The 20,974-nt window shown below is 67.0% G+C and carries 27 protein-coding genes; 7 read left to right on the plus strand and 20 right to left on the minus strand.

Features of this window, described 5'->3' with window-relative positions; genetic code table 11:
• Positions 1-6: 6 nt before the first annotated feature.
• A complete protein-coding gene (locus CA951_RS27005; RefSeq protein WP_087559749.1) occupies positions 7-948 on the minus strand; it encodes a DUF5996 family protein in 942 nt (313 codons plus the stop codon).
• A gap of 141 nt (positions 949-1,089) precedes the next feature.
• Here CA951_RS27005 and CA951_RS27010 point away from each other — a divergent pair, with 141 nt between their 5' ends.
• Positions 1,090-1,545, plus strand: coding sequence for a hypothetical protein (locus tag CA951_RS27010; RefSeq protein ID WP_087559750.1), 456 nt, complete (start codon positions 1,090-1,092; stop codon positions 1,543-1,545).
• A gap of 22 nt (positions 1,546-1,567) precedes the next feature.
• Here the strand turns inward: CA951_RS27010 and CA951_RS27015 are convergent, their stop codons facing one another.
• Positions 1,568-2,233 (minus strand): DsbA family protein, encoded by a 666-nt coding sequence (locus CA951_RS27015; protein WP_087559751.1) that lies wholly within the window; start codon positions 2,231-2,233, stop codon positions 1,568-1,570.
• Between the two features lie 236 nt (positions 2,234-2,469).
• Here CA951_RS27015 and CA951_RS27020 point away from each other — a divergent pair, with 236 nt between their 5' ends.
• The 5 genes from CA951_RS27020 to CA951_RS27040 are packed head-to-tail and all read left to right on the plus strand — an operon-like array spanning position 2,470 to position 4,444.
• Positions 2,470-2,664, plus strand: a complete 195-nt coding sequence (locus CA951_RS27020; RefSeq protein ID WP_087559752.1) for a CbtB domain-containing protein — start codon at positions 2,470-2,472, stop codon at positions 2,662-2,664.
• A gap of 22 nt (positions 2,665-2,686) precedes the next feature.
• Entirely contained in the window at positions 2,687-3,130 is a 444-nt protein-coding gene (locus tag CA951_RS45195; RefSeq protein ID WP_087559753.1) for an SH3-like domain-containing protein, read from the plus strand.
• Positions 3,127-3,426 carry an SH3-like domain-containing protein gene (locus CA951_RS45200; RefSeq protein WP_087559754.1) on the plus strand — a complete coding sequence of 100 codons (300 nt, stop codon included), beginning with the start codon at positions 3,127-3,129 and terminating at the stop codon, positions 3,424-3,426. Before CA951_RS45195 ends, CA951_RS45200 begins: the two co-directional genes overlap by 4 nt.
• Entirely contained in the window at positions 3,423-4,112 is a 690-nt protein-coding gene (gene scnC, locus CA951_RS27035; RefSeq protein WP_087559755.1) for a thiocyanate hydrolase subunit gamma, read from the plus strand. Before CA951_RS45200 ends, scnC begins: the two co-directional genes overlap by 4 nt.
• On the plus strand, positions 4,109-4,444 hold the full coding sequence (locus tag CA951_RS27040; protein WP_087559756.1) for an SH3-like domain-containing protein: 336 nt from the start codon (positions 4,109-4,111) through the stop codon (positions 4,442-4,444). Before scnC ends, CA951_RS27040 begins: the two co-directional genes overlap by 4 nt.
• A gap of 7 nt (positions 4,445-4,451) precedes the next feature.
• On the opposite strand, the gene CA951_RS27045 is transcribed toward CA951_RS27040, so the two are convergent.
• Both CA951_RS27045 and CA951_RS27050 read right to left on the minus strand, forming a co-directional pair.
• Positions 4,452-4,889 carry an OsmC family protein gene (locus CA951_RS27045; RefSeq protein ID WP_005244949.1) on the minus strand — a complete coding sequence of 146 codons (438 nt, stop codon included), beginning with the start codon at positions 4,887-4,889 and terminating at the stop codon, positions 4,452-4,454.
• Positions 4,890-4,928: 39 nt separating this feature from the next.
• Complete coding sequence (locus CA951_RS27050; protein WP_087559757.1) at positions 4,929-5,879, minus strand: YafY family protein; 951 nt, start codon at positions 5,877-5,879, stop codon at positions 4,929-4,931.
• 61 nt (positions 5,880-5,940) lie between these two features.
• On the opposite strand from CA951_RS27050, the gene CA951_RS27055 reads away from it, so the two are divergent.
• Positions 5,941-6,522: a TIGR03086 family metal-binding protein gene (locus CA951_RS27055; protein WP_087559758.1), complete on the plus strand. Its 582-nt coding sequence runs from the start codon at positions 5,941-5,943 to the stop codon at positions 6,520-6,522.
• Between the two features lie 69 nt (positions 6,523-6,591).
• On the opposite strand, the gene CA951_RS27060 is transcribed toward CA951_RS27055, so the two are convergent.
• The 16 genes from CA951_RS27060 to folE form a co-directional block, all read right to left on the minus strand.
• A complete protein-coding gene (locus tag CA951_RS27060; protein WP_087559759.1) occupies positions 6,592-9,129 on the minus strand; it encodes an ATP-dependent Clp protease ATP-binding subunit in 2,538 nt (845 codons plus the stop codon).
• A gap of 484 nt (positions 9,130-9,613) precedes the next feature.
• Positions 9,614-10,549 (minus strand): triacylglycerol lipase, encoded by a 936-nt coding sequence (locus tag CA951_RS27065; protein WP_087559760.1) that lies wholly within the window; start codon positions 10,547-10,549, stop codon positions 9,614-9,616.
• A 100-nt stretch (positions 10,550-10,649) separates the two neighbouring features.
• Positions 10,650-11,000, minus strand: a complete 351-nt coding sequence (locus CA951_RS27070; RefSeq protein ID WP_087559761.1) for an Lsr2 family protein — start codon at positions 10,998-11,000, stop codon at positions 10,650-10,652.
• 135 nt (positions 11,001-11,135) lie between these two features.
• Positions 11,136-12,647 carry a lysine--tRNA ligase gene (gene lysS, locus CA951_RS27075; RefSeq protein WP_087559762.1) on the minus strand — a complete coding sequence of 504 codons (1,512 nt, stop codon included), beginning with the start codon at positions 12,645-12,647 and terminating at the stop codon, positions 11,136-11,138.
• A gap of 55 nt (positions 12,648-12,702) precedes the next feature.
• Entirely contained in the window at positions 12,703-13,125 is a 423-nt protein-coding gene (locus CA951_RS27080; protein WP_087559763.1) for a rhodanese-like domain-containing protein, read from the minus strand.
• A complete protein-coding gene (locus CA951_RS27085; RefSeq protein WP_087559764.1) occupies positions 13,122-13,655 on the minus strand; it encodes a cysteine dioxygenase family protein in 534 nt (177 codons plus the stop codon). The genes CA951_RS27080 and CA951_RS27085 overlap by 4 nt, the downstream gene beginning before the upstream one ends.
• A 122-nt stretch (positions 13,656-13,777) precedes the next feature.
• Complete coding sequence (locus CA951_RS27090; RefSeq protein WP_087559765.1) at positions 13,778-14,593, minus strand: type III pantothenate kinase; 816 nt, start codon at positions 14,591-14,593, stop codon at positions 13,778-13,780.
• A 3-nt stretch (positions 14,594-14,596) separates the two neighbouring features.
• The gene (gene panD, locus CA951_RS27095; RefSeq protein ID WP_087559766.1) at positions 14,597-15,043 is read right to left on the minus strand and encodes an aspartate 1-decarboxylase; all 447 of its coding nucleotides are present in this window, start codon (positions 15,041-15,043) and stop codon (positions 14,597-14,599) included.
• 18 nt (positions 15,044-15,061) lie between these two features.
• A complete protein-coding gene (panC, locus tag CA951_RS27100; protein ID WP_087559821.1) occupies positions 15,062-15,997 on the minus strand; it encodes a pantoate--beta-alanine ligase in 936 nt (311 codons plus the stop codon).
• A 5-nt stretch (positions 15,998-16,002) separates the two neighbouring features.
• Entirely contained in the window at positions 16,003-16,929 is a 927-nt protein-coding gene (locus tag CA951_RS27105) for a Rossmann-like and DUF2520 domain-containing protein (protein WP_087559767.1), read from the minus strand.
• Between the two features lie 147 nt (positions 16,930-17,076).
• A complete protein-coding gene (locus CA951_RS27110; RefSeq protein WP_087559768.1) occupies positions 17,077-18,042 on the minus strand; it encodes a DUF6779 domain-containing protein in 966 nt (321 codons plus the stop codon).
• A 70-nt stretch (positions 18,043-18,112) separates the two neighbouring features.
• Positions 18,113-18,580, minus strand: coding sequence for a DUF3180 domain-containing protein (locus tag CA951_RS27115; RefSeq protein ID WP_179220319.1), 468 nt, complete (start codon positions 18,578-18,580; stop codon positions 18,113-18,115).
• A 20-nt stretch (positions 18,581-18,600) separates the two neighbouring features.
• Positions 18,601-19,113 carry a 2-amino-4-hydroxy-6-hydroxymethyldihydropteridine diphosphokinase gene (gene folK / locus CA951_RS27120; RefSeq protein ID WP_087559770.1) on the minus strand — a complete coding sequence of 171 codons (513 nt, stop codon included), beginning with the start codon at positions 19,111-19,113 and terminating at the stop codon, positions 18,601-18,603.
• Positions 19,110-19,472 carry a dihydroneopterin aldolase gene (gene folB / locus CA951_RS27125; protein WP_087559822.1) on the minus strand — a complete coding sequence of 121 codons (363 nt, stop codon included), beginning with the start codon at positions 19,470-19,472 and terminating at the stop codon, positions 19,110-19,112. Before folB ends, folK begins: the two co-directional genes overlap by 4 nt.
• The gene (gene folP / locus CA951_RS27130) at positions 19,465-20,322 is read right to left on the minus strand and encodes a dihydropteroate synthase (protein ID WP_087559771.1); all 858 of its coding nucleotides are present in this window, start codon (positions 20,320-20,322) and stop codon (positions 19,465-19,467) included. The genes folB and folP overlap by 8 nt, the downstream gene beginning before the upstream one ends.
• The gene (folE, locus tag CA951_RS27135; protein WP_043826734.1) at positions 20,319-20,936 is read right to left on the minus strand and encodes a GTP cyclohydrolase I FolE; all 618 of its coding nucleotides are present in this window, start codon (positions 20,934-20,936) and stop codon (positions 20,319-20,321) included. Before folE ends, folP begins: the two co-directional genes overlap by 4 nt.
• Positions 20,937-20,974: the final 38 nt, after the last annotated feature.

Below are 20,974 nucleotides of genomic sequence, written 5' to 3' on the forward strand. Positions count from 1 at the left end.
CACGGGTCAGCGGGAGTCGTCCCAACGGGCCGGGTCCGCCTCCAGGGCGGCCCGGTCCCAGCCACCCCGCTCGGCGGCCGCCTCGTACGTGCTGTGCATGAACCTCAGCAGAGCCGCATCGGGATCGTCCGCGGCGCGGACGGTCTCGTACGGCAGCAGGAACTGCCGGAACTCCGCGCTGTAGAACGCGCCGTCCGGCCCCACCGGGTAGTCGGCGAAGCCGTCCGGTTCCGGATAGGCGTACGCGTAGAACGCGCCTTCGACACCGCCGCCGGGCCAGAATCCGCAGCTGCTCAGCTCGTGTGAGTAGCCTTCGACCATCACCCAGTCGCCGCAGTTCGGCGCTCCGCCAGGGTGAGTCGGCGCACTTCGACCGGAGAACCGGGTACAGGCCAGGTCGAGCGCACCCCAGAAGAAGTGCACAGGACTGACCTTCCCGATGAAATGGGCGCGGAATTCGTGCAGCACACGATCCGCCTGCACGAGCTGCCGCCAGAACCGGTGCACCGACTCACCGTCGTACGAGCAGTGCTGCGTGTCCTCGGCGAACGGGACAGCCGTCTCCACCTCGTTGGGCCTGGCCAGGATGGTCGTCGTCACGCCCAGTTCGGCCAGCGTGTCCATCGTCTCCGCATAGAAATCGGCCACCGACTTCGGTTCGAGCGCAACCATCCCGGTGCCGCCCGTGCTCGTGCGGATCACCAGCCGATGGTCGACGAAGTCGAATTCGATGTCGAAACATTCGGTGCCGTAAGGGACGGTCGACGTGGTGAGACCGCGGGGGCTCACGTACAGCGGCACCTGCCACCAGTGGTTGATCAACGGTGCGTGGGCCAGGCGGATCTTCCCGACGATCTGCGTCCACATGTGCAGGGTGTCCCTCGTCGACGTCCACTCGTCCACCTTCAACGCCGGCCATGCATCTCCGGATCGTGTCTGCTCGCGCACAGTGCCTCCCTGCCGACGACGTGCTTTTCAATGTGCTCCCCGCCCGGGGTGATGGCAAGGTGCCGCACCGATACCCGGGTAGGGGTGGCCGCCACTCCCGGGGGTGATGTGCCGCGATGTCACCGATACCAGCATGGGGACATGACCACTCGCACCGCGCCCTCGGTCCCGCAGACGGTCGAGCGCGCGTTCTGGCTGCTCGGACTCGCGCTGTTCGCCGGCGTGGTGGAGGCGATCGCACACGTGTCCACGGCGCTGGAGAACCCGGACGCCGACGTCGCAGGCCTCGCCGGACAACTCGCGGTTCGTGTCCTCGTCTACGCCGCGGTGCTGTTCGTCATGAGCCGGTTCCGCAGCGGCAGGGCGTGGGCGCGGGGCGTCCTCGCGATCGGTCTCGGCGTCTTCGGCATCGCCTCGCTCGTGGTGGAGCCGATCGCCTGGATGACGGCAGGCAACGACCCGACGACCGCCGTCTCCGGTCTGACGCTCGACGTCACGGTGATCGCGATCGCCCGGCTCACGCACCTCGTGGCGGTGATCGCCGCACTGGCACTCATGTTCCGGGCCGACGCCAACCGGTACTTCGCGCGCCGCTAGTCGACCCGTACTTCGCGCGCCGCTAGTCGACCGGTACGGCGCTCGCCTGCGTCAGAAGCTGCAGGAACACGTCCTTCGGCTGCGCACCGGACACGGCGATCCTGCGGTTGGCGACGAAGAACGGCACGCCCGACACCTGCAGCGCACGAGCGGTGTCGATATCGGCCCGGACGGCGTCCGCACCGGCACCGGAATCGAGTTCGGCGCGCACGGTGCCGGCGTCGAGCCCGGCCCGCGCCGCGATGTCGACGAGCACCTCGCGGTCGTCGATCACGGCGCCTTCACCGAAGTGGGCGCGGAACAGTCCCTCCACCACGGCATCTCGCTTGGCGCCCGCGAGGTGGATCAACCGGTGCGCGTCGAAGGTGTTGGCGGCGACGACCGTGTCGAAGTCCAGTTGCAGACCCTCGTCGGCCGCCGTCTGCGCGACGTGCCCGAACATCTGACGGACCTGCTCCGCCGACAGCCCCTTGCTCTCCACCAGGGCGTCGAGTTCGGTGCGCCGCTCCCCGACCGGGGTGTCCGGTGACAGCTGGTACGACCGCCACGTCACGTTCACCCGGTCGCGCCCCTCGAACTCCTCCAGGGCCGACAGGAAGCGGCGCTTGCCGATGTAGCACCAGGGACAGGCCACGTCGGACCAGATCTCGATCTCGATGTCACCGTCGTGCTTCTGCTGTGTCGTCACAGTTCAGTGGAACAGATCGGTGCCGGATTCTGTTCCGCTCGTTTCCGCGCGGAGATTGTCTTGGTTCGCCGTGGTGCATTTACTCACGCCGAATTCGACCGAACGGTACGGTGAGGGTGTCGACACGGCGAGAGTAACGTCGTTTCGATCGTGCCGCTGAACGAGGGGCGCTCGTCGCGATGCCCGGACAATCGACGGCCGATGGTTGCGGAACCCGAACTCCTCCAGGAGTAGCCATGGTTTACGTCTCGTCACCGAGCAAGTCCGTCGAATCAGCCGGAATCGTGCTGATTGCCGTCGGAGTCGTCCTGCTCGCACTGCTCACCCTCTACCTGGTCGGCTTCGACCAGGGTGCGATCTCCCGAAGTGGCATGTACCTGCACGAATTGATGCACGACGGCCGCCATCTCCTGGGAGTTCCCTGTCACTAGTTCCACCCCTACGGAGCACGCGATGAACTCTCCAGCAGAATTCGAAGCTCAGGCGAACCGAGTGGCGGGGTACGCCCCACTCCATCACGAAGAGATGGATTCGCCGTACTACCTGACCAATTCCGCGTTCGACGCGTTGCGGCACGTGCTGCACGACGTCGGCGGCCAGCCCGCCCTCCCCGTCGCGTACGAGGAGAAGGTCGAAGAGGACTGGGAGATGAGCACGTACGTCACGTGCGAATGCCTCGGGTGGCGTGGGGTGTGGAACTCGGAGGAACGCCGCCGAGCCGAGAACGATCTGGGTGCCACGCTCTACTTCGGGTTGCCGTACTACGCACGGTGGATCACGGTGGCCGCCAAGACACTCATCAACAAGGGCCTGATCACGCCGGACGAACTCTCCGCCAAGATCGACGAAGTGCGGGCCCGGACCGTCGGCGGAACAGCGACCGGAGGCCGGTCATGACGAAATTCCAGATCGGCGACCGCGTCACCGTCAAGGACGCGACGTCGATGTTCCACACCCGCACGCAGGCATTCATCCGCGGGCACACTGGCGTCGTCGTCGAACACCGCCCGGAGTGGGTCATCCCCGAGGACGAGGCATGGGGACGAGTGGACGACGGCCGGACCGAGCCGTTCTACGTCGTCCGCTTCCAGCAGACCGACCTCTGGCCCCGCTACACCGGATACGAGATCGACACCTTGGAAACCGAGTGCTCCGAGCGCTGGCTCGAGCCGGCAGGAGAGGCCGACACATGACGCATTCGCACGACGATCACGCCCCGATCCAGGCCTCGGAGGAGGTCAGCGAATTCGAGATCCTGGAAACCGCCATCCGGGAACTGTCCATCGAACACGGCCTGTTCTCCCGCGAGGATCACCGGCGCTTCTCGGAATGGGCCGAATCGGTAGGGCCGTCCGGTGGTTCGAGGCTGGTCGCGAAGGCGTGGGTGGACCCGGAGTTCAAGAAGCGCCTGCTGGCCGACGGCACCGAGACCTGCAAGGAAGTGGGCATCGACTGGCGCGACCCCACCGGGTCGGGCACGCCGAGCGACTACACGTACTTCTACGTGCTGGAGAACACCCCGAAAGTGCACAACGTCATCGTCTGCACGTTGTGTTCGTGCTACCCGCGGCCCGTCCTCGGCATGTCGCCGGACTGGTACCGCACCCCCAACTATCGCCGCCGCCTGGTGCGCTGGCCCCGCGAGGTGATCGCGGAATTCGGACTGCACTTCCCGTCGGACGTCGAAGTGCGCGTGCATGATTCGAATCAGAAATCGCGATTCATGGTGATGCCGATGCGCCCCGAGGGCACCGAGGGGTGGAGCGAGGAACAACTCGCATCGATCATCACCCGCGACACCATGATCGGCGTCGCCGTCCCACAGGTCGACTGGACGGCGACCACACCACCCTCGGACAACGGAGGAGCCGCACGATGATGGCGGACAAGGGCTACGACGTCATCCTGAACACGTTGACGCCGGAAACAACTCGCGAAGACGTCACGCTCCCGGATCTCGACCGCAAGCCCGACCCGTGGGAATCGAGCATGCAGGCCACCGCGGAATGCCTGTCCTGGCGTGGCGCCTGGGACAATCTCGACAGGCGCCACACCGAGGACCAGCTGGGCGAAACCATCTACCGCGACTTCCCCGTCCGCTCCCGGTCCGTCGTCGCCACCGCGCACGCGCTGATGGACAAGGGCGTCATCAGCCCGGACGAACTCCAGGCGAAGATGGAGGAAGTGCGCGAACGGTTCAACCGTCGGTAGCCGGCACTCAGGATTCGAGTGCCGCGTCCAACGTGATCTCGACGCCGGTGAGCGCCTTGCTCACCGGGCACGACTCCTTCGCGGCCTGAGCAGCCTTGGCGAAGCCGTCGGCGTCGAGCCCGTCGACCTCACCGCGGACCGTCAACTTGATGCCGGTGAGCTTGAAGCCCGGGTTGTCCGGCCCGAGTGAGACATCGGCCTTCACCTCGAGGCTCTGCGGGGTTCCGCCTGCCTCCGCGATGAGGGCGGACAGCTGCATCGCGTAGCAGGAGGAATGCGCCGCCGCGATCAGCTCCTCCGGGCTGGTGGTTCCACCCGCCTCCTCCGCCGCGCGCTTCGGGAACGAGACGTCGAAGGTCGCGACACCGGAACTGGTGAGTTCCACCTGGCCGCTTCCCTGTTCGAGTGATCCGTTCCAAGCGGTCCGTGCGGTACGTGTCGGCATGCCACATCCTCTCGTGGTTCTTCGGTTTACGTGTCGAACCTACTCGTACCTGGCGCACATGCGCAGCGCCCGGGAACGCAGGGCGGCTCGCAGATCGTCCGGCGCCAGCACTTCGGCGTCCTCGCCGAGCGACCACAGAACGCCGCTCGCATGGGAGTCGTCGCCGAACACCACTTCCATGCGCACCCGGTCGCCGTCGGCCTGCTGCTCGGAGCGGACGGCGAACGCACGCTCCGCCAGAACGTCGCGGCGCTCCCGATGGACGAGAACGTCGACCGCCACCGGTGTTCCACGTGCCCGGAACGCCGAACGGCGACGCTCCCAGATCGCGGCGAGATCGATGTCGGCCGGTCGCTGCGCCGGTTCGTCGAGTTCGCGGACGTCCTCGATCCGCTCGAGCCGGTACGTCCGGTCGCGGCCGGCGTCCGTCGCCACCAGGTACCACCGTCCGCCCGCGTGAATGAGACCCTGCGGGTCGATGACGCGCCACGCCGCCTGGTTGCCCCGCGACGGGTAGAGGATGCTCAGGCGCCTGCCCACGAACACCGCCTGCTGGATCAGCCCGAGGTGGTCGTCGGCCGGTTCCGGATCGGTCAGCCACGAGCCCTGGGTGACGAACACCCGCTCCGCCACCTTCGTCGCCGCGGCCCGGTGCGCGTCCGGCATCGCCGCGACCACTTTCCGCATCGCCGACGCGAACGCCGGGGCCATGCCCAGCGACTCCGAGGTCACCGCGGAACCGGCGGCCAGCAGCGCCTTCGCCTCGTCGACGGTCAGGCCCGTGAGGTCGGTGGTGAATCCCGGGAGCAACTCGAAACCGCCGTCGCGGCCGCGTTCGGCGTACACCGGGATCCCCGCCGTCGACAAACTGTCGATGTCGCGCAGCACGGTGCGCGGCGACACCTCGAGTTCACGGGCCAGGGCCGAAGCCGACATCCGGCCGCGGTTGCGGAGCAGGAGGACGAGCGAGAGCAGACGGTCGGCGCGCATGCCGAAAGTCTGTCAGAAATACACGACAGAAGATGTCATGTATTGCAGCGATAGTTGCCTCATGACAAACACGACAGACCCCCGGCCCCTGTACCGCGAAGCCCTCACCTGGACCACCGGCCTCATCGACAACGTCCGCGAGGACCAGTTGACGGCATCCACCCCGTGCGCCGACTTCGACGTCCGCACCATGCTCGGCCACCTCGTCGCCACCGTGGAACGTGCCCGCGTGATCGGAGAGGGCGGCGACCCGGGCACTATTCCACTCGTCGTCGCCGACATCGACGACGAAAGCTACGCGGACGCCTACCGGTCCGCCGCCGACCGTATGTGGCCCGTCTGGACCGACGACAGCCGACTCGACGCGACGGTGACCGCGCCGTGGGGAACGGTCCCCGGCCGCGCCGCGATCTGGGGCTACATCAACGAGACGCTCGTGCACGGCTGGGACCTGGCGGTCGCCACCGGCCAGCCCTCCGAGACCCGCCCCGAACTCGCCGAGGCCATGCTCGCTGTCGCACAGCGCGCAATCCCGGCGGAGCCACGCGGCGGGCACGTGCCGTTCGCGGACGTCGTAGACCCGCTCCCCACCGCGGGCCCCACCGAACGCCTCGCCAACTGGTCGGGACGCAAGAGCGTCTGACCCCGCACACACGAGACGGGCCGCCGGTGGAAAACCACCGGCGGCCCTTCTCGTTCGACTACTGCGCGACTACTCCGAGTCGGCTGCGCCCGACTTGGCCAGGTCGACCGGAACCTCGTCGGGAACCGTGACCGGCTTCGCCTCGCCGCGGAACGTGAACTTCGCGTCCTCGCCCGCGCCTTCGCCGTCCCAGTTGTCGACGTCGACGTACACGATCTGACCGGGGCCGACCTCGCCGAAGAGGATCTTCTCCGACAGCTGGTCCTCGATCTCGCGCTGGATGGTGCGACGCAGCGGCCGCGCACCCAGGACCGGATCGAAACCACGCTTGGCCAGCAGCGACTTCGCCTTCTCGGTGACCTCCATCGTCATGTCCTTGTTCTTCAAGGCCACCTCGACACGCGCAACCATCAGGTCCACCATCTGAACGATCTGCTCGGTGGTGAGCTGGTGGAACACGACGATGTCGTCGATGCGGTTGAGGAACTCGGGACGGAAGTGCTTCTTCAGCTCGTCGTGGACCTTGAGCTTCATCCGCTCGTAGTTCGACTCGTCGCCCTTACCGGACGTGAAGCCGAGACCCACGGCCTTGGAGATGTCCGACGTGCCGAGGTTCGAGGTGAAGATGAGCACCGTGTTCTTGAAGTCCACGGTCCGGCCCTGACCGTCGGTGAGACGGCCGTCTTCGAGCACCTGCAGGAGGGTGTTGTAGATCTCCTGGTGTGCCTTCTCGATCTCGTCGAACAGCACCACGCTGAACGGCTTGCGGCGCACCTTCTCGGTGAGCTGGCCGCCCTCTTCGTAGCCGACGTAGCCGGGAGGGGCACCGAACAGCCGCGACGCGGTGAACCGGTCGTGGAACTCACCCATGTCGATCTGGATGAGAGCGTCGTCCTCGCCGAACAGGAAGTTGGCGAGCGACTTGGCCAGCTCGGTCTTACCGACACCGGACGGGCCGGCGAAGATGAACGAACCGGACGGACGCTTCGGGTCCTTCAGGCCTGCACGGGTACGACGGATGGCCTTGGCGACAGCCTTGACCGCGTCTTCCTGCCCGATGATCCGCTTGTGCAGCTCCTCCTCCATGCGGAGCAGACGGGTGGTCTCCTCCTCGGTGAGCTTGAACACGGGGATACCGGTCCAGTTACCCAGGACCTCGGCGATCTGCTCGTCGTCGACCTCGGCGATGACGTCCAGGTCACCGGAACGCCACTGCTTCTCCCGCTCCGCGCGCTGAGCGACGAGGGTCTTCTCCTTGTCGCGCAGGTTCGCGGCCTTCTCGAAGTCCTGCGCGTCGATCGCGGACTCCTTCTCGCGGCGGGCGTCGGCGATCTTGTCGTCGAACTCGCGGAGGTCCGGCGGTGCGGTCATCCGGCGGATGCGCATCCGCGCTCCGGCCTCGTCGATGAGGTCGATGGCCTTGTCCGGCAGGAAGCGGTCGTTGATGTAGCGATCGGCCAGGGTGGCCGCGGCGACCAGTGCACCGTCCGTGATGGACACGCGGTGGTGCGCCTCGTAACGGTCGCGCAGACCCTTGAGGATCTCGATGGTGTGCTCCACCGTCGGCTCGCCGACCTGCACCGGCTGGAAGCGGCGCTCGAGTGCGGCGTCCTTCTCGATGTACTTGCGGTACTCGTCGAGGGTGGTCGCACCGATGGTCTGCAGCTCACCGCGGGCGAGCTTCGGCTTGAGGATCGAGGCCGCGTCGATGGCGCCCTCGGCCGCGCCGGCACCCACGAGGGTGTGCAGCTCGTCGATGAACAGGATGATGTCGCCGCGGGTGTTGATCTCCTTGAGGACCTTCTTCAGGCGCTCTTCGAAGTCACCGCGGTAACGGCTGCCTGCCACGAGCGACCCGAGGTCGAGCGTGTACAGCTGCTTGTCCTTGAGCGTCTCGGGGACCTCGCCGTTGACGATGGCCTGAGCGAGACCTTCGACGACGGCGGTCTTACCGACACCGGGCTCACCGATCAGCACGGGGTTGTTCTTGGTACGCCGCGACAGCACCTGCATGACGCGCTCGATTTCCTTCGAGCGGCCGATGACGGGGTCGAGTTTGCCTTCGAGGGCCGCCTGGGTGAGGTTGCGACCGAACTGGTCGAGCACCAGCGACGTGGACGGGGTGCCCGCCTCGCCACGAGTGCCGCCGGACTCGGCCGGCTCCTTGCCCTGGTAACCGGAAAGCAGCTGGATGACCTGCTGACGGACCCGGTTGAGATCGGCGCCGAGCTTCACCAGAACCTGCGCTGCGACGCCTTCACCCTCGCGGATGAGACCGAGCAGGATGTGCTCCGTACCGATGTAGTTGTGTCCGAGCTGCAGTGCCTCGCGCAGGCTGAGCTCCAGGACTTTTTTGGCACGCGGGGTGAAGGGGATGTGGCCGGACGGGGCCTGCTGGCCCTGGCCGATGATCTCCTCGACCTGGCTGCGCACTCCTTCGAGGGAGATGCCCAACGACTCCAGCGACTTGGCAGCGACACCTTCGCCCTCGTGAATGAGGCCGAGGAGGATGTGCTCCGTACCGATGTAGTTGTGGTTGAGCATCCTGGCTTCTTCTTGAGCCAGGACAACAACGCGCCGTGCGCGATCGGTGAACCTCTCGAACATCGCTCTCCCTCACACTTTCCGACGTGCAGTCACGAGACCGGGTGTCTCGTCCCTGTTCGCCGCGTTTCGCTCCGGCACTACAAACAGATCGCCAGCGCCTGCTCCGAGGGCAGAAGCCCCGAACCGACGTAGGTTCCACGACCCCAGCTATTACTCTAGTTGGCTGCCGATCGACCTGCTGCCCCTCCACCCCTTTAGGTGGGCGAGCACGCCTGCTTATTCGTATTTAACGCCCCAGCTCCGGCAATCGTTTCCCCTTCGCTGTACGCCTGGAGCGAACAGGTCCGGCGGTGCCCGGTAGGCATCCGGTCGACAGAGGCCGCCGGCCCGCTCCTCGAAGGGGCGAGACCTGCGTATCCGGACAGGGTATGTCGACGAGCTGTGAGTTCGCCACCCATTCCTTGCCGCCGGCGTCCGCGGCGTTACCCAGCGGGTTGCTCCGGCCTCCCCCGGTAACTGGCGACGCGATGGATCTCGCGGAGGCCTACCCCGCGACAGGAGCGACGAAACGGCACGGCACCTCACGCGGGTGGCCGCTGTCCAGCGCGTTCAGTACGAACCCGGCGGCGCGTGCCGAACCGGCGACGGCGACGTGGTCGGAATAGTCCTGCTCACACCCGTCCTGCACGACGATGTTGGTGGTGTCCGGCCCCGGCTCGAGGCCGCTCGTGTACGGGACGACCAGTTCGTCGTAGCGGGTGACGATGTTCGTGTACTCGATCCCGGGGACGTAGACCCCGCCCGCGCGCATGCGGTCGACGAACCTCGACCCCTGGAGCATCTCGGGACACGCCTGGCAGACGGGGAAACCTGCCGCCACCGCGTCGTCGACGCCGAGCGAACGCAGGAACCGCCCGGCACTGATCCGATCGTTTCCGTACGTGCCCTGCCACGGCGGGGCGAGCGACACGATCTTCGCGACCTTGTCCGCGCCCCCGAAGAACTTCACGTAGTTGTTCGCCTGCAGGGTGCCCTGGGAATGTCCCACCAGGTCGACCTTCGCGGCGCCCGTGCTCGCCAGCACCCGATCGACGAACGCGGCGATCTGAGCGGTGCCGGTGTCGATGGGCGTCATTCCGCCGATCGCGTCGAGCGGCCACGGCAGGTCGGGGAAGTTGCCGTAGGTGAGGGAGTACACGCAGTAGCCCTCGTTGGCGAGCAACGGCGCGTACACCGCCCAGTTGGTCTGGCGCGCGCCTCCCGTCCCGTGGACGAGGACCACCGGTTCGGGATGCGCGTCACTCGGCCGGCAGGACCAGTCGTTCGAGCCCGGGGCCGAACCGTCCGGATTTCCCAATTCGAGGGGAACTCCGGCGAGGAACGAATCCGGCACCGGATAGGCAGGCGCTGCGGACGCCACCCCGGCCCACATCACGAAAGCCAGGAACAGAATCCCCGAAATGGACACACAGCGCCGCACAGCTACCCCCCAGACTCCCCGAATGTCGGATCAGAGCGGGACGGTAACAGTCCAGGTCGCGTTGCGGAGCGAATCAGTGAATTCTGTTCCCAGCTAACTTTCAGTTCGCCTTGTTGTAGGCCTCGATAATTTCGGCGGAGATACGGCCGCGCGCAGAAACCTTTTTGTTGTTCTTGCGCGCCCATTCCCGGATAGCGGCGCTCTGTTCCCGATCGACCGAAACTCGGGACTTGGCGACGGCCGGAGCCGCCACCGCTTTGCCGCGCTTGCGCGAGCTCACCTTGCGCGCGTGGGAAACCCACACGTCGAGCTGCTCACGCAATTTCGCCGCATTCTCCGAGGAAAGGTCGATCTCGTACTGAACACCGTCGAGTCCGAACTCGACCGTCTCGTCGGCAGACGCCTCTTGATCGACATCGTCGATCAGGGTGACAGTGACCTTCTTAGCCATGGGATGAAATTCCTCTCGAATGAAGCGACGTCTCATCGTCAACGTGAGCTACGACCCGAGGTAACCATACCCCTGTTCTTCCGATTCGGAATACGAGGAATGGATCGAATTTAACCGCGAATTCACCCCCGTGAATCAGCGAGAAGAAGGCCGAACAATGGGAAAGAGGATTGTTTCGCGGATTCCCAATCCCGTCAAAGCCATGAGCAGACGGTCGATTCCCATTCCGGTACCGGTGGTCGGCGGCATTCCCTGCTCCATTGCGGCGAGGAATTCTTCGTCGAGGGCCATCGCCTCGTCGTCGCCGGCCGACGCGAGCCGCGCCTGATCGACGAACCGCTCACGCTGAATGACCGGATCGACCAATTCCGAATAGCCCGTGGCCAACTCGAACCCACGGATGTAGAGGTCCCACTTCTCGGTCACCCCGGCCTTGCTGCGGTGGTCACGCGTCAGCGGTGACGTCTCGACCGGGAAATCACGGACGAAAGTCGGCTCGAACAACTGGTCGCCGCACTGGTGCTCCCACAGTTCCTCGACCAGCTTCCCGTGCCCGTAACCCTTGTCCTTCGGGACTTCGAGGCCCACCTTCTCGGCGAGAGCCAGCAATTCCTCGACCGTGGTATCCGGAGTGACCTCGACACCGATCGCCTGCGACAGCGACGGATACATCTCGAGGGTCTTCCATTCACCGCTGAGATCGTATTCGGTGCCGTCGGCAAGAGTGACGACCTGCGAACCGAAAGCGGCCTGCGCCACGTCCTGAACGAGTTCACGGATCATGACCGCCGAATCGTCATACGTGCCGTAAGCCTCGTACGTCTCGAGCATCGCGAATTCCGGCGAGTGCGTCGAGTCGACGCCCTCGTTACGGAAATTCCGGTTGATCTCGAAAACCTTCTCGATACCGCCGACGACGCACCGCTTCAGGAACAGTTCGGGCGCGATTCGGAGATACAGGTCGATGTCGAGGGCATTGGAATGCGTGATGAAGGGACGGGCCGCCGCGCCGCCCGCGACCGTCTGCAGCATCGGCGTCTCGACCTCGAGGAACCCGCGACGCTCGAGCGCGTTCCGGAGCTCACGAACAACCGCCACACGCTTACGCGCATTGTCCCGCGCCTCGGGGCGCACGATCAGATCGGCGTAACGCTGCCGGACCCGGGACTCCTCGTTCATCTCCTTGTGCGCAACGGGCAGGGGCCGGAGCGACTTGGACGCGATCTGCCACGAATCGGCCATCACGCTCAGCTCACCGCGACGGGAGCTGATCACCTCACCGTGCACGAACACGAAGTCGCCGAGGTCGACATCGGCCTTCCACGACGCGAGCGCATCCTCACCGACGGCGGCGAGACTGATCATCGCCTGCAGCTGGGTGCCGTCGCCTTCCTGCAGCGTCGCGAAGCACAACTTGCCCGTGTTGCGCACGAAGATCACCCGGCCGACGACACCGACTTGGTCACCCGTGGCGGTGTCGGGCTCGAGTTCCGGATACTTGGCGCGGATCTCGGCCAGCGAGTGGGTGCGCGCCACCGACACCGGGTATGCCTCGCGTCCCTCCGCGAGAATGCGCTCACGCTTCTCCTGGCGGATCCGAAGCTGCTCGGGGGTGTCGTCGACTGGCTGGGCTGCTACTTCACTCACGGGTCACCAGCCTAATCGACAGCCGGTCGTGTCCCTATTCAGAGGTCAGCGTTCATCAGTGCGCCGAGACGGTGGCCAACTCCCGCACGCAGTGCTGCGTCGCGATGAGCGACCCGAGCAGTCCCGCCGCCTTGATCGCCTTGTACCCGCCGACGAGGTCGGTCGCCTTGTGCAGACCCAGCTCCTGCAGGGCCGCGGCGGCCAGGCTCGACGTGTAGCCCTCGGAGCAGACGATGATCCACTCGACGTCGTGGTCCACCGCCAGCGCCAGGTGCGCCGAGCTGGTGGGATCGCAGCGCCACTCGAGGACGTTGCGTTCGATGGCGAGCGCGCCGGGCAGCGTTCCCTCGATCGCGCGCTGTGCCTGCGGGCGGATGTCCACGACGATCGCGCCGCGCGCCACGGCGTCGGGCAGCTCGAACGCATACATCCGGTCGATCTTGGTGCGGGCTTCTTCGAGCATCTGGTCGATGTTCACTTCGAACCGCCCTCGGGGAGATCGGTGAGCTCGGTCCGGGTACGGCGCAGCGTGCCGTGATCGGTCACCTCGTAGTAGGACATGGCCGACAGTGGTGGCGAGTAGGCGTGCACACTCAGCGTCGGCGTCACCACCTCCGCCCCGGGTGCGTCGGGCGCCCGCACCACGTCGTGGACCCAGCCGAGCGGGAACGAGGCCTGATCGCCGGCGCCGAGGGTGCGATGACGCAGTTGATCACCGGCCCAACGGAACTCGGACAGCGCGCCACTGAGAACGGTGAGCGCACCGAAAGAACCTGCGTGGTCGTGTAATTCGGTGTTCCGGTCGGGAACCCAGCTGATCAGCCAGACATCGACGTCGTCGTCCGAGTAGAGCCGGGTCGACCAGCGCTCGTCGGTGGGCCAGCCCTGCGGGAGCAGGGCGTCGTGGCGGCCGTCGAGGACCTCGGAAGCACCCTGATCGGTGATGCGCAGCAGGTCAGCCGGGCGAAGACGGGTGGGTACAGATGCAGAAGAATACGTTGCGAGCACGAGAGAGACTCCCAGAAGTGTGAATTGGTCAAGGCAGCGTTCAGCCTCGACAACACTCCTGAGCACTCGTGCAGAGATTCACGGGAACCATTCTGACATAACTTCCGGAAAGAGGGAACCCTTCAGTCGAGCGGGCTGCGGCGCGCTCCCCGGCGAGCCTGATTCCGCTCGTACACCAGGCGCAGCCCTTCGAGGGTGAGATCCGGTTCGTGCTCGTCGACGGTCTCCGTCTCGGGCATGATCAGCGGCGCCAGGTCACCGGTCGCGATCACCACCACGTCGGAACCGGAGAAGGCGGTCAGTTCCTTGCGCACCCGGCGGACCAGTCCGTCGACGAGTCCGGCGAAACCGAACACCGCACCCGACTGCATGCATTCGACGGTGTTCTTGCCGACGACGGAGCGGGGCCGCACCAGTTCGACCTTGCGCAGCGCCGCCGACTGCGACGCGAGTGCGTCCGAGGAGATCTCGAGGCCGGGCGCGATGGCGCCGCCGAGGAACTCACCCTTGGCGGACACGACGTCGACGCACGTGGACGTCCCGAAGTCGACCACGATGCACGGCGCGTCGTAGAGGTGATGCGCCGCAAGGCTGTTCACGATCCGGTCGGCGCCGACCTCCTTGGGGTTGTCGACGAGCAGCGGAACACCGGTTCGCACCCCGGGTTCCACCAGCACGTGCGGGACGTGCCCCCAGTACCGCGTCAGCATCACGCGGATCTCCCTGAGCACCGACGGCACCGTCGACAGCGCGGACACACCGGTGATCTGATCGGTGTGTGCGCCGAGGAGCCCGCGGAAGATGAGCGCCAGTTCGTCGGCCGTCATCCTCGCGTCGGTGCGCATCCGCCAGTCCTGCACCAACTTCGAATGTTCACCGGTACCTGTGAACAGTCCGAGAACGATGTTCGTGTTCCGGACGTCGACGGTGAGGAGCACGGGTTACACCAAACTGGATTCGCGCTCGGCGTCGAGCGTCGACAGCATGCGCGGGGTGATCAGGCCGGAGCCCTCCGGCGCGTGCGCCGGGTCGGCACCGAGTTCGACCGGCGAGTTGGCGGCGTCGACGAACACGACGCGCGGCTCGTAGTCGCGCACCTCCTGCTCGTTCATGACACCGTAGGCGATGAGGATGACGAGGTCGCCGGGCTTGACGAGATGCGCTGCCGCACCGTTGATCCCGATGACGCCGCTTCCCCGCTCGCCGGCGATGACATAGGTTTCGAGCCGCGCGCCGTTGTCGATGTCGACGATGCACACCTGCTCGCCCTCGAGGAGGTCGGCGGCATCCATCAGATCCTGGTCGACCGTCACCGAACCCACGTAGTGCAGGTCGGCGTGTGTGACGGTGGCGCGATGGATCTTCGACTTCATCATGGTGCGAAACATGTTCCGGTCCTTACTCTTCTAGCGGGAAAGAAGTTCGTCTGCCACCGACGCGTCCGACGCCTCGGTGTCACGTTCGAGGAAACCGGTGCCGACGGCGACACCGACGTTGTCGATCAGGCGGGTGTTGCCGAGTTTGGCGGCGACGAGCAGCCGGCCGTCGCCTCGTTCGGGGGCCGGACCGAGGTCGACGCCCCGAACCTCGAGGTAGTCGACCTCCACCTCGGGGGTGGATGCCAGCACCTCGCGCGCGGTGGCGAGGATCGCCTCGGCGCCACCGGCCGCGGCGTGGGCACCGGCGATCAGGGCCGCGGACAGCGTCGTCGCCGCGTTCCGCTGATCCTCGTCGAGGTAGCGGTTCCGCGAGGACAACGCGAGTCCGTCGTGTTCACGCACCGTGGGCACCCCGAAGATGCGGACGTCGAAGTTCAGGTCGGTCACCATCTGCCGGATCAGCGTCAGCTGCTGGTAGTCCTTCTCGCCGAAGTATGCGACGTGCGGTGCGGCGATCTGCAGCAGCTTGGCGACGACGGTGAGCATGCCCGCGAAGTGCGTGGGCCTGGACGCGCCCTCCAGCTCCGCGCCCAGCGGTCCGGGATGGATCGTCGTCCGCGGACCGGCCGGGTACATGGTGGCCGCCGTCGGCACGAACGCCAGCTCGACTCCGGCCTCACGCAGCAGTTCGAGGTCGGCGTCGACGGTGCGCGGGTAGGCGTCGAGGTCTTCGCCGGCACCGAACTGCAGCGGGTTGACGAAGATCGAGACGATCACCACCGCGCCGGTGAGCTTGGCCTGCCGCACCAACTCCAGGTGACCCGTGTGGAGGGCTCCCATCGTGGGCACGAGCGCGACCTGGCGGCCGACGCCGCGCAGCGCCTTCGAGACCCGGGTCAGCACACTCGGGTCGTGGTGCACGGTCAGTTCGCCGCGCTTGTATCCGCCCTGCAGATCGCTCACGGGGCTCACCTCCGGTCTTCCAGGATGTCCAGCAGTTCAGATGTCGCGCCGGCGCGCTGCGCCGACCTCAGTGAGAGGGCCCGGTAGCCGGCCGCAATCCGCGGATCGACTTCCTCGAGGACGCGCAGATGTGTGGCCACCGCCTCGGAGTCACCCCGGGCGACGGGCCCGGTGAGCGCCGCAGGCCCGCGGCGCAAGGCGTTGTCGAGCGCCGCCGACAGCAGCGGCTGGAGAACTCGTTCGGCGAGGCCGTTCGGATCGTCGCCGATCAACTCCTGGCCGAGCAGTTCCTCGCCTTCGAGCGCGACCCGCAGCGCAGCCACGGCGTCGACGACGAGCGTGACCAGATGATTGCTGCCGTGAGCGAGAGCGGCGTGATACAGCGGCCGCATGTCCTCGCGGACCCTCACCGGCTCGCCGCCGATCTCCAGGACCAGCGACTGCGCGATCGCGTAGCCGATGTCGTCGGCGGCGGTGATACCGAAACAGGCGGACGCGAGACGAACCGTGTCCTCGTCGTGACCAGTGAACGTCATCGCGGGGTGGATCGCGAGCGGAACGACACCCTGCTCGGTGAGAGGGCCGAGGATGCCGATGCCGTTCGCGCCGGACGTGTGGGCCACGATCGCGCGACCCGGCACGGCACCGGTGGAGGCCAGCCCCGCGATCAGCGACGGCAGTTCGGAGTCCGGGACTGCGAGAATGAGCAGTTCGGAGCGCGCCGCGACCTCTGCGACCGGCAGAATCTCCGTCTCGGGGAGCCGGGTGCGTGCCCGATGCCGTGACGCGTCGGAGACGGCCGAGCAGGCGACGACCACGTGACCCGCCCGCTCCAACGCGGCACCGATTGCTGTTCCGACCCGGCCTGCGGAGACGATTCCTACCGTCAATCTCGCAGGCGCAGGGCCATTAGTGATCCCGAAAGAGGTCACCTTCGTCCTCTCGTTCGTTCCAGTCCCGCTCGGCGGGTACCAGACGTTCCACGGTGAGGATAGCCCGGCGCGAACTCACCACGCCATGCGCAGGGAGAGTGATATATACCTCACACAATGCGGGTTGATCCCCGGGCGAGTCCGGGCCTATTCGGCGCGGCGACGCCTGCCGCCGGCGCTCTGGGACGCCCCGGACGCCGACTGCATGTTGGCCATGATCTCGGCGACGGACAGCCCGTTCGAGTGCGCGCCCGAAGTCTCGTCCTCCTCGGCCGCCCGCCTGCGGCCCCGCCGCCCCTCGGGCTCCGGTTCGGCCGCCCCGGGCTCCGTGGGCTCTGGTTCCGGCTCGACGACCGGCTGGGGCGCGACCTTCGCGACAGGTGCGGGCGCGGCGACAGGTGCGGTCTTGGCGACCGGCTCCGGAGTGGGCTCAGGCTCGGGTTCGACCTCGATCTCGGGTTCGGTCTGTCCGGCGCCGGCAGGCTCGACGATGGACGTCTCGGCGGTGACCGGATCGTCGTCGGGATTCGCGAAATGCGAGGACTGCGCGGAACCGCTCTGATGCCCGGCGCCCGCCGCGTGCCCCGCACCCGGGACGTACAGGCCCGACGCGGCCGGCTGATAGCTGCTGTACGAGCGGCCTGCAAGTTCCTGCACCCGCGTCGAATCCGCCCGCAACGCGATCCGTTCGGTCGGCATCGCGCCGTCGAACAGTGCCTCGAGATTCTTGCGGAGCGACGACAGTTCGGCGCGCAGTGCGGCGAGTTCCTCTGCATCGGCGCGCACTTCGCTGCGCACCCGCTTCTCGACGGTGAGCTCGTATTCGCGCCGTGCCGAGATCTCCCGCTCGAGCTGCAACTCGTAGACGGTCTGCAGATCGCTGACCTTCGCCTTGTCGAGCGCCGACTCGCGCCGGTACTTCGTCATGGCGATAGCACCGACCGTGGCGGCCCAGAGCGCGGCCACCAGTCCCACCCGCAGGAGTTGGACGCTGTCACTGAAGATCAGGAAGAGGGACGCGATCACCGCGAGGGCGAGCAAACCCGCAACGATCATCTGGCTCGCGCTGCGCCTCTTGCGGCGCGCAGACTTGAGGCGACCAGGATTCGTCATGGTGCCAAGGGTACTTGGCCGCGAAGGGTGCGCCGCGCATTCCATCCGACCTGCGGCGATCCCCTGTGCCCTAATGCGCGGGCTCGTCCGAGGGGTCGTCGGGGGTGCGGCAGCAATGTTCCAGCCACAGCGCCGCGCCGACGAGCGCCAGTGCCGCAACGAGACCGACCCACGCGCCGGGAGTATCCGAGGCCGCGGCTCGCAGCACCGACTGCTGCGGAAGCAGATACAGCAGGACGCCTCCCCACACCCCGGCCGTCGCGGCGCCCACGAGTGCGGATGCCTTGGCCAGAGCGGCAACCCGGGCGGCGGTGATCGGGTGCAACTGGCGCGGCCCGTCGCCCACCTGATGGTTGCTGACCCGGGATCGCACCATGAACGCGAGCACGACCTCGATCAGCGCGACCGGATACAGCGACGCCCCGGCGTACACGGGGATGGGCGGGAACGATCCGTAGAACACGCGCACCAGGATCCAGGTGGCGGCGACGGCGAGCGCGGCAAGGAACAGCAGATCCCAGATGCGGGTGGGTTTCATCGTGCCCGTCGGTTCCGGCTTCATCGCGACCGCCGGTCCAGGGCGAGGTCCGTCCGGTGCACACCGGACCGCTCTTCGTCGTCCAGCAGCGGCAGCAGCGCGTCCACACGGGTCGTCGTGCCGTCGACCGGCAACACGGCGTCCGGTTCGACGTCCAGCCACGGAATCAGCACGAAGGCGCGTTCGTGCGCTCGCGGGTGCGGCAACGTCAGTTCCGGGTCGTCGCTGCGGACGTCGTCGCACGTGACCACGTCGACGTCGAGCGTCCGCGGACCCCATCGTTCGACCCGCACCCGGTCGGCGGCGGCCTCGAGTTCCTGCCCACGCCGCAGCCAGCCGTAGCCGTCGAGTGCGGGATCGTCGACGACGAGGACCGCGTTGAGGAAGTCCTGCTGCTCGACGCCGCCCCACGGTGCCGTCGAATACACCGGGGAGACCGCAACGACCGCGTCACCCAGACCGTCGAGGACGGACTGCAGGTGGGCAAGGCTGTCGCCGACGTTCGACCCGATCGACAGCACCGCGCGACTCATGGTCTCGACCTGTGCGCCACCACCGCGACGTCCGCGAAGGTCAGCGGGATCGGCGCGGACGGCTTGTGCAACACCACCTCGGTGCTCCGGACGCGGGGGTCGGTCATCACCCCGTCCGCGATCTCGGCGGCGACGGTCTCGATGAGGTCCCGGGAGGGGCCCGCGATGATCGCGGCCGCGCGTTCGGCGAGGCCGCCGTAGTCCAGGGTGTCGTCGAGGTCGTCCGACGCCGCGGCGGGCGCGAGGTCCATCCAGACGGTGATGTCGACGTAGAAGTCCTGACCGTCCCGCTTCTCGTGGTCGAAGACACCGTGATTGCCGCGAACCTTCAATCCGCGCAACTCGATTCGATCACTCACGTCCGGCTGCACCCCTCGTCCAGGCCTCGGCGACCGCGATGGCGTCGAGGGAGGCCTGCGCGTCGTGCACGCGCACTCCCCACGCTCCGTGGGTCGCGGCGAGCGCCGACACGACGGCGGTCGCGGTCTCCCGGCCCGCGGGGGGACGGGGTTCGCCGTCCGCATCCGCGAGCAGCGAACCCAGGAACCGCTTGCGGGATGCGCCGACGAGAACGGGAAATCCCAGCTCGTTGAACTCGGGCAGCGCCTTCAGCAGCGCCCAGTTGTGATCCGAGTTCTTCGCGAAACCGAGACCCGGATCCAGCACCAGCGAGCCCGGATCCACCCCGGCCTTCACGGCCAGGTCGACCTGCGTCATCAGTTCGTCCCGGACCTCACGGACCACGTCGTCGTAGTGGTCGGCGGTGCCGCGGTGCACATAGTCGCCGGCCGAACGCCAATGCATCAGGATCCACGGAACTCCGGCGTCCGCGACCACCGACGCCATCGCCGCATCAGCCCGGCCACCGGCCACGTCGTTGATGATCGACGCGCCCGCCTCGATCGCGGCTTCCGCGACGGAGGCCCGCATCGTGTCGACGCTCACACAGATGCCCTCGGCGACCAAGTCCGCGATGACGGGTGCGACCCGCCCGGCCTCGACGTCGGGATCGACCCGCGCCGCACCCGGCCGGGTGGACTCGCCGCCGACGTCGACGATGTCGACGCCGAGACGCTTCAGCGCGAGACCGCGTTCGAGCGCCGCGTCACGGTCGAGGAAGCGTCCGCCGTCGGAGAAGGAATCGGTGGTGACGTTGAGAATCCCCATCACCACGGTGCGGCCCGGTGAGGGCAGCTCGATCACGGTCACTTCCGCAGAATAAGGTCCAGAGCCTCGGAACGTGAGGCCGCGCTGGACTGGAGCAGACCACGCACCGCAGAGGTGGTGGTACTCGCACCAGGCTTGCGGATCCCCCGCATCGCCATGCACAGGTGCTCGGCCTCGATGACCACGATCGCACCGCGCGGATCGAGCTTGCGCATGACGGCGTCGGCGATCTGACTGGTCAGACGCTCCTGGACCTGCGGGCGCTTGGCATACAGATCGACCACGCGGGCCAGCTTCGACAGCCCGGTGACCTTGCCCGTCCGGCCCGGGATGTACCCGACGTGCGCGACCCCGTGAAACGACACGAGATGGTGTTCACACGTGGAGTACAGCGGAATGTCGCGGACCAGCACCAACTCCTGGTGGCCCTCGTCGAACGTCGTGTTCAACACGGTGTCCGGGTCGGTGTACAGGCCCGCGAAAACCTCGCGGTACGACCGCGCCACGCGGGCGGGCGTATCGCGGAGTCCGGGACGATCCGGGTCTTCACCGATCGCGATCAGCAGTTCCCGCACCGCAGCCTCGGCCCGCGGCTGATCGAACACCCGGCCTGTCTCGAGGGCCACGGGCTCACTACCGAGATGATTCACCGACAACCGAAACTCCTCCAGTACCGGGACCGATCGTCCCGAAG

Source organism: Rhodococcus sp. NCIMB 12038, from assembly GCF_002165735.1.
Taxonomy (GTDB): Bacteria; Actinomycetota; Actinomycetes; order Mycobacteriales; family Mycobacteriaceae; genus Rhodococcus_F.

What these genes read in the sequence shown, in the direction of transcription:
- CA951_RS27055 (WP_087559758.1), top strand. Translation starts at nt 5,941, where the DNA reads ATGACAAACACGACAGACCCCCGGCCCCTGTACCGCGAAGCCCTCACC.
- CA951_RS27045 (WP_005244949.1), bottom strand. Translation starts at nt 4,889, where the DNA reads ATGCCGACACGTACCGCACGGACCGCTTGGAACGGATCACTCGAACAG.
- folK (WP_087559770.1), bottom strand. Translation starts at nt 19,113, where the DNA reads ATGAGTCGCGCGGTGCTGTCGATCGGGTCGAACGTCGGCGACAGCCTT.
- panD (WP_087559766.1), bottom strand. Translation starts at nt 15,043, where the DNA reads ATGTTTCGCACCATGATGAAGTCGAAGATCCATCGCGCCACCGTCACA.
- CA951_RS45195 (WP_087559753.1), top strand. Translation starts at nt 2,687, where the DNA reads ATGAACTCTCCAGCAGAATTCGAAGCTCAGGCGAACCGAGTGGCGGGG.
- CA951_RS27040 (WP_087559756.1), top strand. Translation starts at nt 4,109, where the DNA reads ATGATGGCGGACAAGGGCTACGACGTCATCCTGAACACGTTGACGCCG.
- CA951_RS27050 (WP_087559757.1), bottom strand. Translation starts at nt 5,879, where the DNA reads ATGCGCGCCGACCGTCTGCTCTCGCTCGTCCTCCTGCTCCGCAACCGC.
- CA951_RS27010 (WP_087559750.1), top strand. Translation starts at nt 1,090, where the DNA reads ATGACCACTCGCACCGCGCCCTCGGTCCCGCAGACGGTCGAGCGCGCG.
- CA951_RS27070 (WP_087559761.1), bottom strand. Translation starts at nt 11,000, where the DNA reads ATGGCTAAGAAGGTCACTGTCACCCTGATCGACGATGTCGATCAAGAG.
- CA951_RS27020 (WP_087559752.1), top strand. Translation starts at nt 2,470, where the DNA reads ATGGTTTACGTCTCGTCACCGAGCAAGTCCGTCGAATCAGCCGGAATC.
- CA951_RS27110 (WP_087559768.1), bottom strand. Translation starts at nt 18,042, where the DNA reads ATGACGAATCCTGGTCGCCTCAAGTCTGCGCGCCGCAAGAGGCGCAGC.
- CA951_RS27115 (WP_179220319.1), bottom strand. Translation starts at nt 18,580, where the DNA reads ATGAAACCCACCCGCATCTGGGATCTGCTGTTCCTTGCCGCGCTCGCC.
- CA951_RS45200 (WP_087559754.1), top strand. Translation starts at nt 3,127, where the DNA reads ATGACGAAATTCCAGATCGGCGACCGCGTCACCGTCAAGGACGCGACG.
- CA951_RS27060 (WP_087559759.1), bottom strand. Translation starts at nt 9,129, where the DNA reads ATGTTCGAGAGGTTCACCGATCGCGCACGGCGCGTTGTTGTCCTGGCT.
- scnC (WP_087559755.1), top strand. Translation starts at nt 3,423, where the DNA reads ATGACGCATTCGCACGACGATCACGCCCCGATCCAGGCCTCGGAGGAG.